Below are 14,527 nucleotides of genomic sequence, written 5' to 3'. Positions count from 1 at the left end.
CACCCCGCCCCCACATGTCGCAAAGCGCCCGAGACGTCTGGCGTGGGCCGTGGCCGCGGGTCACGCTGGACGGGGGTGGACCGGGGGGTTTGCGATGCGAGGGACGCGAGCGTTGCTGGGTGCGCTGATGGCCGCTGCGCTGGCGGTGGGCGGACTCTCCGGGTGCCAGACGGTGTCGGGGGCGGCGCGGGACCGGCCGAGCGGGCGTGCCACGTCCGCGGTGCCGTCCGGGTTCGGCGCCGAGTTCCTCGCCGTGGACGAGTGCAGTTCCTTCGGGACGACGGGTTTCACGGAAGTGCCGTGCACGAGCGAACGGGCCGCCGCCCGCGTGGTCGCCCGTTACGACGGCGACCCGGCGCAGGGCCCCGCCTGCCCCGCCACCACCGACTTCGTGCTGCACATCAGCCCCTCCGGGGTGGTGCGGCGCGGCTATGCGTGCATGCGGAACCTGGAGCCGCCGCACCCGGGCGACCCCGGTGGCGGAGGCGGCCCGCGGACGATCGTCGGGGACTGCGTGTACGGCACGGGCAGGGGCGAGGTGCGGGAGACGGCCTGTGACGGCAAGGGCGGGCGCACGCCCGAGTACAGGGTGACGTCGGCAGTCGCGCGCCGCTCGCAGTGCCCGCCGTCGACGGCGCTCTACGTCCAGCTGGGCGGCAGCAGACCGGTGGGGTGCGCCCGGCGGCTGTGAGCGCGGGGCCGCGTCAGCAGAGGGTCCACCCCGAACTGACCGATCCCGACCCGACGGAGCCGCGGATCCACACGCACCGGTGGCCGGCGTGCACGGTGACGGGTCCGGCGTGGTGCGTGTACTGCCCGACGTCGGCCGCGGGACGGCTGCCGCGCGCCTGCACGCTCACCGACATGGTCTTCCTGCCGGAGACCCGCTTGGCGAAGGTCACCGCGCACACATAGCCGTCGCGCTTGTAGACCTGTACGGAGCCGGTGGAGAACGAGAGCGTACGAACCTGGCGTCCCGGGCAGTAGCCGGCCGCCTCCGCGTGTCCCGGACTCGCCAGTGCGATCAGCCCGGACGCCGTCAGTACGGTCATGCCGAGCGCCAGGCGCCGGCGTATCGCACTCTTGTCCACCTTTGTGGTCCCTCCCCGCGACGATGAGCGTACTGCTGTACGGACGCATGTCGTAGGGCAGATGGTTGCATCACGCTGATGCACACAGGCCACATTTTCGAACGTTTGGGGCAACCTCCGCAGAATTTCCTGAATTCGACGGAGCGTCAGGCCGAGGAGCCGACCGGCTCCTCCTGCCCCGGTTCCGGCGCCCCCACGAACGTCCGCCACAGCTCGGCGTACCGCCCGCCGCGGCGCAGCAGCTCCTCGTGGGTGCCGTCCTCCGCGATGCGGCCGTGGTCCATCACCACCACCCGGTCGGCGCGGGCCGCCGTCGTCAGGCGGTGCGCCACGACCAGCGTCGTGCGGCGGCCGGCCAGGCGGTCCGTGGCCTGGTTGACCTGGGCCTCGGTGGCCAGGTCGAGTGCTGCGGTCGCCTCGTCGAGCAGCAGGACGTCGGGGTCCACCAGCTCCGCGCGGGCCAGCGCGATCAACTGCCGCTGTCCGGCGGACAGGTTGCGGCCGCGCTCGGCGACCTCGTGCAGATAGCCGCCCTCGAGGCGGGCGATCATGTCGTGCGCGCCGACCGCCCGCGCCGCGGCCTCCACCTCGGCGTCGGTCGCCTCCGGACGCCCGTACGCGATGGCGTCCCGGACGGTTCCCTGGAACAGGTACGCCTCCTGCGGCACCACGCCGAGCCGGTGCCGGTACGAGGTCAGGTCCAGCGAGCGCAGATCGGTGCCGTCGACCAGCACCCGGCCGCGCGTGGGGTCGTAGAACCGGGCGACGAGCTTGACCAGGGTAGACTTGCCCGCGCCGGTCTCACCGACGAACGCGACGGTCTGCCCGGCCGGGATCGTCAGGTCCACGCCGGTCAGCGCCTCCTCGTCGTCGCCGTAGGCGAAGTGGACGCCCTCGAAGGCGATGTCGCCGCGCAGCGACAGCACCTGGAGCGGCTCCTCGGCGGCCTTCGTGGTGGTGGGCTCCTGGAGGAGTTCCTGGATGCGGCCCAGCGACACCGTGGCCTGCTGGTAGCCGTCGAAGACCTGCGAGAGCTGCTGCACCGGCGCGAAGAACAGGTCGATGTACAGCAGGTACGCGACCAGGGCACCCGTCGTCAGCGTCCCGGCCTCCACCCGGTGGGCGCCGGAGATCATCACGGACGCCGCGGCCACCGAGGACAGCAGCTGCACGAAGGGGAAGTAGACGGAGATCAGCCACTGGCCGCGGATGCGCGCCTGGCGGTAGGAGTCACTGCCCTCGGCGAACCGCCGCCCGCCGTCCCGCTCGCGCCGGAAGGCCTGAAGGATCCGCAGCCCGGACACCGACTCCTGGAGGTCCGCGTTGACCGCCGAGACCCGCTCGCGGGCGAGTTCGTACGCCTTCACGCTGGCCTGGCGGAAGAAGACGGTCGCCACGATCAGCGGCGGCAGCGTGGCGAACACGACGAGGGCGAGCTGTACGTCGATCACCAGCAGCGCGGCCATGATGCCGAAGAAGGTGACGACGGAGACGAAGGCCGTCACCAGCCCCGTCTGCAGGAACGTCGACAGCGCGTCGACGTCGGTCGTCATCCGCGTCATGATCCGGCCGGTCAGCTCCCGCTCGTAGTAGTCGAGGCCGAGCCGCTGGAGCTGGGCGAAGATCTTCAGTCGCAGGGAGTACAGGACGCGTTCGCCGGTGCGTCCGGTCATCCGGGTCTCGCCGACCTGCGCCGCCCACTGGATCAGGACGGTGACCAGCGCCAGCAGGGACGCGGACCAGACCGCGCCGACGGCCATCCGGGACACGCCCTGGTCGATGCCGTGCCGGATCAGGATCGGCAGCAGCAGCCCCATGCCCGCGTCCACGGCGACGAGGGCGAGGCTGACCAGCAGGGGCAGCCCGAAGCCGCGCAGCAGCCGGGTGAGGCCGTAGGACTCCTCCGGCCGGACGGCGCGTGCCTCGTCGACGCCCGGGGTGTCGGTGGCCGGGGGCAGCTTCTCGACCTGGGCGAGCAGCTCGGGGGTCGCCGGGGTGCCGGCGAGGGCGTGGTCCTTGGGCTCGCGGTCGCCGGTCCACAGCCGCGGGGTGACGCCGCGCTCGGCGTCGAACTCGGCGTCCAGCTCGTCCCGGACGCTGGTGTCCTCCTCCGGTGCGGAGGGCTGGGCGTGACCCGGCGAGACACCGCCCAGCTCGTCGGGGTCGGTGAGGAGACGGCGGTAGAGGGCGGAGCGCTCCTGCAGCTCCTCGTGGGTGCCGATGTCGGCGAGACGGCCGCCGTCGAGGACCGCGATGCGGTCGGCGAGGTTGAGGGTGGAGCGTCGGTGGGCGATGAGCAGGGTCGTGCGGCCTTCCATGACCTGCTTCAGGGCCTCGTGGATCTCGTGCTCGACGCGGGCGTCCACCGCCGAGGTCGCGTCGTCGAGGACCAGCAGCCGGGGGTCGGTGAGGATGGCGCGGGCGAGCGCGATGCGCTGGCGCTGGCCGCCGGAGAGGGTCAGGCCGTGTTCGCCGACCTTGGTGCCGTAGCCGTCGGGCAGCTCGGCGATGAAACGGTCCGCCTGGGCGGCGCGCGCGGCGGCCTCGATCTGCTCGTCGGTGGCGTCGGGGCGGCCGTAGGCGATGTTGTTGCGGACGGTGTCCGAGAAGAGGAAGGAGTCCTCGGGAACCAGCCCGATCGCGGCGCGCAGGGACGTCAGGGTCAGCTCCCGCACGTCGTGGCCGCCGACCAGGACTGCACCGTGCGTGACGTCGTAGAAGCGCGGCAGCAGCAGCGAGACCGTGGACTTTCCGGAGCCGGAGGATCCGACGACGGCGAGGGTCTCGCCGGGGCGGATCTCGAAGGAGAGCCCGTCGAGGACCGGACGCCCGTCCTCGTAGGCGAAGGAGACGTCGTCGAACTCGACCGTCGCGGGGGCGTCGGCGGGCAGCTCCTTGGTGCCGTCCTTCAGCGACGGCTCGGTGTCGATCAGCTCCAGGACCCGCTCGGCGCCCGCGCGGGCCTGCTGGCCGACGGTGAGGACCACCGCGAGCATGCGGACCGGGCCGACGAGCTGCGCGAGGTAGGAGGAGAACGCGACGAACGTGCCGAGCGTGATGTGCCCGTGCACCGCGAGCCAGCCGCCGAGCGCCAGCATGGCGACCTGGCCGAGAGCGGGCACGGCCTGGAGGGCCGGGGTGTACTTGGCGTTCAGCCGGATGGTCCGCAGGCGTCCCGCGAAGAGCCGGCGCCCGACCTCCCGGAGCTTGCCGGTCTCCTGCTCCTCCTGCCCGAAGCCCTTCACCACCCGAACGCCGCTGACGGCGCCGTCGACCACCGTCGCCACGGCGGCGGCCTGGGCCTGGGCGTACCAGGTCGCCGGGTGCAGCCGGGACCGGCTGCGCTTGGCGACGAACCACAGAGCGGGCGCGACCGCCAGGGCGACCAGGGTCAGCGGCAGCGACAGCCAGGCCATGACCATCAGGGAGACCAGGAAGAGCAGGAGGTTCCCGATGGTCATCGGGAGCATGAAGAGCAGGCCCTGGATCAGCTGGAGGTCGCTGGTGGCGCGGCCGACCACCTGCCCGGTGGACAGTTCGTCCTGACGCCGCCCGTCCAGCCGGGTGATCGTCCCGTACATGTCCGTCCGCAGGTCGTGCTGGACGTCCAGAGCGAGCCGTCCGCCGTAGTAGCGGCGGATGTAGGTGAGGACGTAGACGAGGACGGCCGTGCCGATCAGCGTGCCGGCCCAGGGGGCCATGGGCCTGCTGTGGTTGCCGATGACGTCGTCGATGATCACCTTGGTGATCAGGGGCACCAGGGCCGTGAGCGCCATGCCGGCGAGGGAGGAGCCCAGGGCGAGGACGACGTCCCTGGGGTACCGCCAGGCGTACCCCGCCAGTCGCCGCGCCCAGCCGCGATGCTCCCCCTCGTGCTCAGCCACGCCGGTGCCCTCCTTCAGACCTGGTCTACCGGAAGGCACCAACGCCGTCAGCAGCGGATTTCATCCCTCCGCAACATTCGGACTCCTACCAGCGGGTAGGAGAGCCGCGTGCTCCGGACCGGCTGCGCGGATCATCGGGAGTTCGGCCGTGTCAGTTCGCGGGGACCGCCGGGTACGCCTCCTGCGGCGTGCTCGTGGGCACGAACGTGCTCGTGGTGGACGTCGTCGGCACCAGGTCCTTGTGGATGACCCTCGCCACGTTCTGGATGGTGGTGACGCCGTAGTTCATCGTGCTGTTGTCCCAGGTCAGCACGGTGATCATGTAGTCGTGCCCGCGGCCGTTGAACGTGCCGACGCTGTGCACCCGCCAGCCGTGCGTGGAGCGCTGCAGCCAGCCGTTCTTGACGTGCACGGCCACGCCGGAGGGCGCGCCGGCCGGAGTGCCCCAGCGCTGCGAGGAGATGACGTTCGCCATCAGCTTCAGGATGTAGGCGCGGGAGTTGTCGCTCAGCACGGAGTTCTTCGCGGTGATGAGCTTGAGCAGCTTCTGCTCGTCCTGCACGGTGATCTGGGTCAGACCCCAGTAGCCGTTCGCGCCCGGCTTGGTCTGGGACATGCCGGCGGCTGCGAGGAAGCCCTTGATCTTCGTCAGGCCCAACTGCTTCCACAGCGTGCTGGTGGCGTTGTTGTCCGACTTCGTGATCATGGCCGTGGCGAGGCTGTTCTCGCGGCTCGTCAGATAGCGGTTGTGCTTCTTGGCGTCCCACAGCAGGGTGGCGAGCACGGTCACCTTCACCACGCTGGCCGAGTCGTAGGCGGACGTGCTGCGCAGCGAGCAGGTGGTGTTGGTCGAGCGGTCGTACAGGCCGACCGCGACGGTGCCCCTGCGGCCGGCGAGGGCCGAGGTGATGTCCCTCTGCAGCTTGGCGGCCAGGCCCGCCTTGCCCGAGGTGCAGCCGACGGTGGGCGTGGCGGCGGCAGCGGGTGCGGCGGCCGCCACGAACGGTACGAGCATACCGACGCCGAGCCCGGCCGCGAGGACCCGAGCTCTCTTAAATGTCCGGAAATTGCCGGATATCCAGTGACTCATGGAGGTTAACCATCCTCTTACATGGACAAAAGCGCGCCCCCGGCACGCTCGTGCCCTATTGACTCACGGGAATATCCGAAAGTTGTAGGCGAGTTCGCTCACACAGTCGTTCGCAGGCCGGTTCACACCCGCAATGGCGGCACCCTTGTGAGGAAGCTCTCACTTGCCGTCCGCTTACCATGCTCTCACCCACCAACGGCTCACGCGCAGGCTGACCACGGTCCGTGCAGAAGCACGGCACGGCGGTGAAGGAGAGCGCCTGCACCGCACGAGCCGTTGTTCAGGTGATCCGCACACGGCCCCGTCTCAGCTGAGGTGCGTCGGTGCGAACATCCGCAGGAGCGCCGGCAGGACGACCACCGAAGGCCCCGGTTCCGCCAGGGCCTTCGCCAGGTCGGCCTCCAGGGTCTCGGGGGTCGTACGCACGCCCGGGACACCGAAGGACTCCGCGAGGGCCACGTAGTCGGGGCGGACCAGTTCCGTCGCCGTGGCCTGGCCGAAGGCGTCCGTCATGTACTCGCGCAGGATGCCGTAGCCGCCGTCGTCGACGATCAGCCAGGTGACGTCGAGGCCGTACTGCCGCGCCGTCGCCAGTTCCGCGACGGAGTACAGGGCTCCGCCGTCGCCCGACACCGCCAGGACGGGGCGCGTGGGGTCCGCCGCCGCCGCGCCGAGGGCCGCCGGGAAGCCGTAGCCGAGACCGCCCGCTCCCTGCGCGGAGTGCATGGTGTTGGGAGCCTGCGCGTCGAAGGCCGACCAGGCCCAGTAGGCCAGGATCGTCATGTCCCAGAAGGACGGGGAGCCGGCCGGCAGGGCGCGGCGCACCGACGCCAGCACCTCCTGCTCCAGGGTCAGGTCCTGGGACGCGATCCGCTCGGCCACCTTCGACAGCAGCGTCCGTACGCGCTGCGGAGCCCCCTCGTCCTCCCGGGCCTCCACCGTCTCCAGCAGCGCCTGGAGCGCCAGGCGGGCGTCCGCGTGGATGCCGAGGGCCGGGTGGTTGGACTCCAGCTTGCCGAGGTCCGCCTCGATCTGGACGACCCGGCCGCGCGGCTTGAACGTGTGGTAGTTCGAGGACAGTTCGCCGAGGCCCGAGCCGACCACCAGCAGGACGTCCGCGTCCTCGAGGAGGTCCGTGGTGTGGCGGTCCTCCAGCCAGGACTGGAGGGACAGCGGGTGCTCCCAGGGGAAGGCGCCCTTGCCGCCGAAGGTGGTGACGACGGGGGCGTTCAGCTTCTCGGCGAGCGCCAGCAGTTTTCCGGACGCGTCCGACCTGACCACTCCCCCGCCCGCGATGATCGCCGGACGGTCGGCACGCGACAGCAGATGCGCGGCCACCGCGGTGAGTTCGGGGCGCGGCGGCAGCTCGTCCGGGGTCGCGTCCATCGCCGTCACCACCGGCAGCCTCGTCTCGGCGAGCAGCACGTCCTGCGGGATCTCCACCCACACCGGGCCGTGGGGCACCGTCAGCGCCGACTTCCAGGCCTGCGCGATGGCCGACGGGATCTGCGACTGGGTGCGGACCGTGTGGACCGACTTGACCACGCCACGGAACGAGGCCGCCTGGTCGGGGAGTTCGTGCAGATAGCCGTGGCGACCGCCGCCCAGGCCCGCGGTCGGGACCTGGCTGCTGATGGCCAGCACCGGCGCCGACGCCGCCGCGGCCTCCTGGAGCGCGGCCAGGGACGTCAGCGCGCCGGGGCCGGTGGAGAGCAGCAGCGGTGCCGCCTCACCCGTGATCCGCCCGTACGCGTCCGCTGCGAACCCGGCGTTGTTCTCCACCCGCAGCCCCACGTACCTGAGGTCGGAGCGGCGCAGCGCGTCGAACATGCCGAGCGCGTGCTGGCCGGGCAGGCCGAAGACCGTCGTCGCGCCCAGCCCGGCCAGGGTCTCCACGACCAGGTCTCCGCCGTTGCGGCCCGTCGTCACGTGGCACGAAGCGCCTCCATGAGGGGTGGTGGCCGGGCGACGGGTGGGAGGGTTGAGCGCGGCCTCCGTCTGGGCGGTGGTGGGACGGAGCACCAGGTCGTGGTCGTGCGTCACTTGCTCTCGGTCTCCTCACCGGTGCGGGCCGCCGCGATCTGGCGGGTCATGATCGTCGTCAGTTCGTACGCCGTGTGGGACGCGGCCACCGACGTGATCTCCGCGTGGTCGTAGGCGGGCGCCACCTCGACGACGTCCGCCGAGACCAGGTTGCAGGACGCGAGGCCCCGCAGGATCTCGAGGAGTTCGCGGGAGGTCATGCCGCCCGCCTCCGGGGTGCCGGTGCCGGGGGCGTGCGCCGGGTCGAGGCAGTCGATGTCGATGGAGATGTACAGCGGGCGGTCGCCGATGCGCTGGCGCAGCTGGTGGGCGACCTCGTCGGCGCCGCGCCGGTAGACGTCGGCGGAGGTGACGATGCCGAAGCCCATCTTCTCGTCGTCGGTCAGGTCCTGCTTGCCGTAGAGCGGGCCGCGGGTGCCGACGTGGGAGAGCGCGGAGGTGTCGAGGATGCCCTCCTCGACGGCGCGGCGGAACGGGGTGCCGTGGGTGTACTCGGCACCGAAGTAGGTGTCCCAGGTGTCGAGGTGGGCGTCGAAGTGGAGCAGCGCGACCGGGCCGTGCTTCTTGGCCACCGAGCGCAGCAGCGGGAGTGCGATGGTGTGGTCGCCGCCGAGGGTCATCAGGCGGGCGCCGGTGCCGAGCAGTTCGTCGGCGGCGGCCTCGACGGTCTCCACCGCCTCGTGGATGTCGAACGGGTTCACGGCGATGTCGCCGCCGTCCGCGACCTGGGCGAGCGCGAAGGGGGAGGCGTCCTGCGCCGGGTTGTACGGGCGCAGCAGGCGGGACGCCTCACGGATCGCGTTGCCGCCGAAGCGGGCGCCCGGGCGGTAGGAGACGCCCGAGTCGAACGGCACGCCGACGACGGCGACGTCCGCGGTGCCGACCTCGTCGAGGCGGGGCAGCCGGGCGAAGGTCGCGGGGCCCGCGTACCGCGGGATGCGGGACGAGTCGACGGGGCCGCGGGGCCGGCTGCCGCCTGCTGCGGGGTTCTCGGTGCTGCTCATCGTCGGACTCCTCCAGGAAATGCGTGTTTCTTCCAGTGTCGCGGAGCCCTCCGGCGGGCCCCGCACCGCCCGGCCGCCCCCTGGCGGCCGGGCCGAGGCAACAGGGTCAGGTCCCCATCACCACGGGCTCCTCCGTGCTCGCCGCGCCGCGTCCGGCGAGCCGCTCCCGCCACGCGGCCAGGACGGCCTCGTCGGTCGGCCTGGTCACCAGCGACACGACGACGTAGGCGGCGAGAGAGGCCGTCAGACCGTAGTAGACGGGCTCGTTGGCGAGGATGCCGTAGGACGCCATCAGGACGATGACGGCGAGACCGCCGACCACCACCGAGGCGAGCGCGCCCTGGACGGTGCCGCGCTTCCACAGCAGGCCGCCCAGGATCGGGACCAGCAGACCGCCGACGAGCAGGTTGTACGCGACGGTCAGCGCCTCGACCACGTTGTTCAGCGCGATGGCCGTGCCGATCACCGCCACCCCCATGATCAGGATGAAGACGCGGTTGCCCTTCACCTCGTCGTGCGCCCCCTCGTCGCGGCGCACGACACCGCGCAGCCGCGACCAGATGTCGTTGTTGGCGACGGTCGCACATGCGATGAGCGCGCCGGAAGAGGTCGACATCACCGCGGCGAGGGCGGCGGCGAGCACCAACCCCCTTACACCGACGGGGAGTTCCTGCTTGACGATGGTCGCGAACGCGTCGTCCGCGCTGCCCAACTCGGGGAACAGGACCTTGGCGGCGGTACCGATGACGGCGCCGGCGAGCGCGTAGGCCAGGCAGTAGGTGCCGGCGACCGTGCCGCCCCACCTGGCGGTCGTGTCGCTGCGCGCGGTGAACACGCGCTGCCAGATGTCCTGCCCGATCAGCATGCCGAACGTGTAGATCAGGATGTAGGTGAAGATCGTCTCGCCCCCGATGCCCAGCGGGTCGAAGTACGAGGTCGGCAGCTTGGCCTTCATCTCGCTGAAGCCGCCCGCCTTGACGACCGCGATGGGCAGCAGGAGCAGCAGCACGCCGATCGTCTTGACGACGAACTGCACCATGTCCGTCAGCGTGATGGACCACATGCCGCCGAGCGTGGAGTACGCGACGACGATGGAGCCGCCGAGGACGATCGCGAGCGTCCTGTTCATGTCGAAGAGGACGTCGAAGATGGTGGCGTAGGCGATGGTCGAGGTGACCGCGAGCATCAGGGTGTACGCCCACATGACCACGCCGGAGATCACACCGGCCCGGCCGCCGTATCTGAGGTCGAGCATCTCGGAGACGGTGTAGACCTTCAGGCGGGCGATGCGGGCGGAGAAGAAGACCGAGAGCGCGAGCAGACCGAGGCCGATGGTGAACACCATCCAGGCGCCGGAGAGCCCGTACTGGTAGCCGAGGCCGACACCGCCGATGGTGGACGCGCCGCCGAGGACGATCGCGGCCATGGTGCCGGAGTACATGGCGGGCCCCAGGCGGCGCCCGGCCACCAGGAACTCGCTCTTGGAGCGGGCGCGGCGCATGCCCCACCAGCCCATGGCCAGCATGCCGGCCAGGTAGACGACGATCACTGTGTAGTCGACGGCCATGTGGGGCCCTCCTTCGCGCACTTCCCGGTGGCGTGTCGTGCAGATGGATCTCGGGGACGCGGTCGGCCGCTCGGCTCGACCGGGGGCGGCAGGGGCTCGCGGGGACATCCGCCCGTACCCGCGGCTGCCGGTCTGGACTGACACTAGGTGGCCGGAAAGCGACTGCGAAGTGTACGTTTCATCCATCTGAACCGAACGGGATGGAGGAACCGTCCACCATGCCGGACACGCCCTCCGCGCCGGCGGTACCGCCGACCCCACCGGTACCGCTCTCCGCCCTGCTGGCCCGCGAGGACCTTGCCCTGCGGCAGATCGCCGGGCCCAGGGACGCCGACACGGCGATCCACTGGGCGCACACCTCGGAGATGGCGGACCCCTACCCGTACCTGCTGGGCGGCGAGCTGCTGCTGACGGCGGGCGTGCACATCCCGGAGGCGGCGGGCTCGGGGACCTATTTCGACGACTACGTGTCCCGGATCGTGGCGGCGGGCGGCGCGGCGCTCGGTTTCGGTCTCGCGCCGGTGCACGACACGGTGCCGCGGGCGCTGGTGACGGCCTGCGACCACTACGGGCTGCCGCTGCTCGAGGTCCCGCCGCAGACGACGTTCTCGGCCGTGGCCCGCGCGGTGTGGCAGCTGATGGCCCAGGCGCGGCTGGCGGAGCTGCGCCGCGTCACGGAGGCCCAGCAGAGCCTGGCCGCGGCGGCGTCCCGCCCGGACCCGGTGCCGTCGGTGCTGCGGCAGCTGGCGCAGCGGGTGGGCGGCCGGGCGGTGCTGTACGGACCGGACGGCGCCGAACTGGCGGGAGCGGGGCGTGCCCCCGGGGAGGCGGCCCGGGCGCTGGGCGAGCTGGCGGGAGTGGTCCGCCCGGGCGGCCCCGCGGGCCCCACCCCCGCGTCGGCGACCGACACCGTCGCCGGGACCCGTCTCGCCGCCTACGTCCTCGGCTCCGGGCAGGGCTTCGTGCTCGGAGTGGCGGCACCACGGCGGGACCCCGGCGACCACACCATCGCCTCCGTCGCGGCGGTGCTCCTCACGCTCCTCACCGGGGAGCAGCAGAGCGGCACCGGCGCGGCCCGCTCCTCGGCGCTCGTACGGCTGCTGCTCGGCGCCCCGCCGGAGGCGGTCGCGCCCCTGCTCGGCGGGGACCGGTGGGTGGTGGTGCACGCCCGGCCCACCCGGGACGGACCCGCGCCCGACGCCGTGGCCGCGTCCGCGCTCGGGACCGCGCTCGGGTCCACGTTGGTCGATCTCGGGGACGGGTCCGTACGGGTACTGGTCCCGGCCGACCGCGCCACAGCCCCGCAGCCCGGCTGGACCCTGGGCCTCAGCGCCCCTGCCGCCCCGAGCGACTGGGCCGCCGCCGACACCCAGGCCGCCCGCGCCCTGGCCCGCGCCCGCGCGACCCGCACGGCGCTGGTCCGGCACGGCGAGCGCACGGGCCTTGCGGACCTGGTCCCGCCCGCGGAGGCCGAGCTGCACGCCCGCACGCTGCTGGCACCGCTGGCCCAGGGCACCGCCCTCACCGAGACACTGCGCACCTGGCTGTCCCTGCACGGCAGCTGGGACCGCACGGCGGTCGCCCTGTCGGTCCACCGCAACACGGTGCGGCAACGGATCGCGCGGTGCGCGGCCCTGCTGGAGGTGGACCTGGACGATCCGGACGTACGGATGGAGCTGTGGTTCGCGCTCGGCCGACGGTGAACTCCGCCGAAGATCAGGACCCGGTGCTCGCGGCATCCCCCGTCGGCGGGACGTCCGCTGTCCTCGACCAGGTGATCGTCACCTGCAACTGCCCCTCCATCCCGGTCTTGGCGATCACCGCGCCCGCTTCGGCGGTGAGCCGTACCCCGAACTGGATCTGCACCTCGTCCGGGCGCTGAGCGAGACCGCGGAAGCTGCGCAGGGCTGCGTCGGCGGCTCCCCGTACCCCGTCGAGTGCCCGGTCGAAGGTGGTCACGCCCGTCGCGACCACCCCGTCGGCTCGGCTCGCGCCGACCAGTCCCGGTTCGTTCTCCCGCGCCTCCACCAGCACCTCTCCGCCGTCCTGCAGCGGGAAGCGCACCAGCTCACTCATGCCGTCCTCACTCCGGTCATCGCTCGTTCGGTCGATGCGGCGTCGTGGTGCCCGCCAGGTCGGACGGAGTCGGACGACTCGGAGCCGTCGTACGGCACGACGTCGTGGACGACGTCCGCCGCGCAGCGGAACCCGACGGCTGTGCTGGCGTAGTCGACATGGGCCTGGCTCTGGTACGACACCAAGCCGTACACCGGCAGCACCTCGCCTGCCGCTCCTCCGCACGCTCCGCGAAACCCGGGCGTCTTCCCCTCCGAGACCCACTCGTTGACGTTGCCCACCAGATCGTGCACGCCCCACGGGGACTGTCCGCCGGGCAGCCGGCCGACCGGCCCCGTCCGCACGGTCCGCGCAGTCGGCATCGCTCCGGGCGCCCTGCGGTGCACGCACCGCTCGGCTTCGAAGGTGTTGCCCCACGGGTACATCCGGTCGTCCTCGGCGCCGCGTGCGGCCTTCTCCCACTCCAATGGGGTCGGCAGCCGTTTGCCGCGCCACAGGGCATAGCACAGGGCGTCCTTCCAGCTCACCGAGGTCACCGGGTGATCCGGCGCCTCGGCGAGAGCCGCCTTGAAGCCCTCGGGTTCCGGGTAGCCGACCTTCTGCAGGAACACGGCGTACTCCTCGTTGGTCACCGGTGTGCGGTCGATGTCGAAGGCCGGGCAGTGCACGCGCCGGACCCCGGAACCGGTGAGCACGCGCACCTGGTCGTCCGTGGGGGCCATGTTCGCCATGATCAGCGCGTGCCGGACCTGGGCCTCGGTGAGCCCGTGGACGAACGTCCCGGCGGGCACCCGCACCATTCCCGGAGCGGGCTCGCGGGCCACCCGACGCCGTACCTCCCCGCCGCAGACGGCACACGGGACCGCCCGGCCGACGAGACCGCAGTCCCGGCAGAACGGCTGGGTCAGGTCCCGTTGCGCGAGCGCGGCCGTCATGTCGGGGTGCAGCAGCGTTCCGGCGATCGACCGCGCCTCCGGCCGGTTGTCGGGTCGCGGCGACAGCATCGCCACGACCATGTTGGCCAGTTCCTCCGGCACGTCCGGGCAGCGCTCCGCCAGATCCTGACGCAGTCTCCCGGTGCCCCCTCTGACGTCGTAGCCGGGGAACCGGCCGGTCAGGCACTGGTGCAGCACCATGCCCAGGGCGTAGACGTCATCGGCCGGATCAGCCAGGTCCATGTCCGCGGCCCGCTGCGGGGACAGGTACTCGATGCGGACGGAGAGCCCGGACACACCCTTGACCTCCGACAGACCCCAGTCGATGAGGCGTACCTCGTTGGCACGGGTCAGCAGGATGTTGCTCGGCTTCATGTCCCGGTGGACCACCCGTGGCTCACCTGCCGAGTCGAGGGCCCTGGCCAGTGACTCGGCGACGTATCCGCAGACCCGGGCGGACTGGCTCAGCGACAGCGGTCCGGTGCGCAGCAGATCGGCGAGGGACGGGCCGTTGACGTAGTCCATGTACAGCGCGGGTCCCAGCAGCTCGATCCCGACGTCATCGGGCCCGCTCTGCGAGAGGACCGGAATGGCGATCCGCGGCCGGGCCGTGTGCGGGACATCCCCGAGCACCTTGACCGCGAGCTCGCACTCGCGCAGGAACGCGCGGTCGACGCCCTCGCCCACCTGCGCCCGGACCTCGTCGCTGATCCGCTTCACGGCGAGGAGCTCGTCGTGCGCCCCCTTGACGACGGCGACCTCGGAGAAGCCTCCTCTGCGCACTTCGAGCACCACGTGTCCGGTGCTCAGGCGTGCGCCTCTCCTGAATCCCATCCG

10 protein-coding genes are annotated in these 14,527 nt (G+C 71.9%); 2 read left to right on the top strand and 8 right to left on the bottom strand.

Annotated features, from left to right (window positions below):
* The first annotated feature begins 94 nt into the window (after positions 1 to 94).
* Complete coding sequence (locus C3488_RS08455; protein ID WP_103838702.1) at positions 95 to 691, top strand: hypothetical protein; 597 nt, start codon at positions 95 to 97, stop codon at positions 689 to 691.
* Between the two features lie 13 nt (positions 692 to 704).
* On the opposite strand, the gene C3488_RS08450 is transcribed toward C3488_RS08455, so the two are convergent.
* The 6 genes from C3488_RS08450 to C3488_RS08425 all read right to left on the bottom strand — a co-directional run bounded on the left by C3488_RS08450 (position 705) and on the right by C3488_RS08425 (position 10,679).
* Positions 705 to 1,091 (bottom strand): hypothetical protein, encoded by a 387-nt coding sequence (locus tag C3488_RS08450; RefSeq protein ID WP_103838701.1) that lies wholly within the window; start codon positions 1,089 to 1,091, stop codon positions 705 to 707.
* A gap of 146 nt (positions 1,092 to 1,237) precedes the next feature.
* The gene (locus tag C3488_RS08445; protein WP_103838700.1) at positions 1,238 to 4,975 is read right to left on the bottom strand and encodes an ABC transporter ATP-binding protein; all 3,738 of its coding nucleotides are present in this window, start codon (positions 4,973 to 4,975) and stop codon (positions 1,238 to 1,240) included.
* Between the two features lie 151 nt (positions 4,976 to 5,126).
* Entirely contained in the window at positions 5,127 to 5,990 is an 864-nt protein-coding gene (locus tag C3488_RS08440; RefSeq protein WP_181138931.1) for a serine hydrolase, read from the bottom strand.
* A gap of 381 nt (positions 5,991 to 6,371) precedes the next feature.
* Positions 6,372 to 8,108 (bottom strand): thiamine pyrophosphate-binding protein, encoded by a 1,737-nt coding sequence (locus C3488_RS08435; RefSeq protein ID WP_103838698.1) that lies wholly within the window; start codon positions 8,106 to 8,108, stop codon positions 6,372 to 6,374.
* Entirely contained in the window at positions 8,105 to 9,112 is a 1,008-nt protein-coding gene (speB, locus tag C3488_RS08430) for an agmatinase (RefSeq protein WP_103838697.1), read from the bottom strand. The genes C3488_RS08435 and speB overlap by 4 nt, the downstream gene beginning before the upstream one ends.
* Positions 9,113 to 9,218: 106 nt before the next feature.
* Positions 9,219 to 10,679, bottom strand: a complete 1,461-nt coding sequence (locus C3488_RS08425) for a sodium:solute symporter (protein WP_103838696.1) — start codon at positions 10,677 to 10,679, stop codon at positions 9,219 to 9,221.
* Between the two features lie 218 nt (positions 10,680 to 10,897).
* Between C3488_RS08425 and C3488_RS08420 the strand changes: the two genes are divergently transcribed.
* Complete coding sequence (locus tag C3488_RS08420) at positions 10,898 to 12,382, top strand: PucR family transcriptional regulator (RefSeq protein WP_181138930.1); 1,485 nt, start codon at positions 10,898 to 10,900, stop codon at positions 12,380 to 12,382.
* A 13-nt stretch (positions 12,383 to 12,395) separates the two neighbouring features.
* Here C3488_RS08420 and C3488_RS08415 read toward each other — a convergent pair whose 3' ends face one another.
* Both C3488_RS08415 and C3488_RS08410 read right to left on the bottom strand, forming a co-directional pair.
* Positions 12,396 to 12,755: a CU044_2847 family protein gene (locus tag C3488_RS08415; protein ID WP_103838694.1), complete on the bottom strand. Its 360-nt coding sequence runs from the start codon at positions 12,753 to 12,755 to the stop codon at positions 12,396 to 12,398.
* On the bottom strand, positions 12,752 to 14,524 hold the full coding sequence (locus C3488_RS08410; RefSeq protein WP_103838693.1) for an SUMF1/EgtB/PvdO family nonheme iron enzyme: 1,773 nt from the start codon (positions 14,522 to 14,524) through the stop codon (positions 12,752 to 12,754). Before C3488_RS08410 ends, C3488_RS08415 begins: the two co-directional genes overlap by 4 nt.
* Positions 14,525 to 14,527: the final 3 nt, after the last annotated feature.

The sequence above is a fragment of the Streptomyces sp. Ru72 genome (genome assembly GCF_002920635.1).
In the GTDB taxonomy this organism is placed as follows: Bacteria; Actinomycetota; Actinomycetes; order Streptomycetales; family Streptomycetaceae; genus Streptomyces.
Note: the sequence above shows the minus strand (reverse complement) of the source record. Positions and strands in the feature narration are given on the sequence as shown.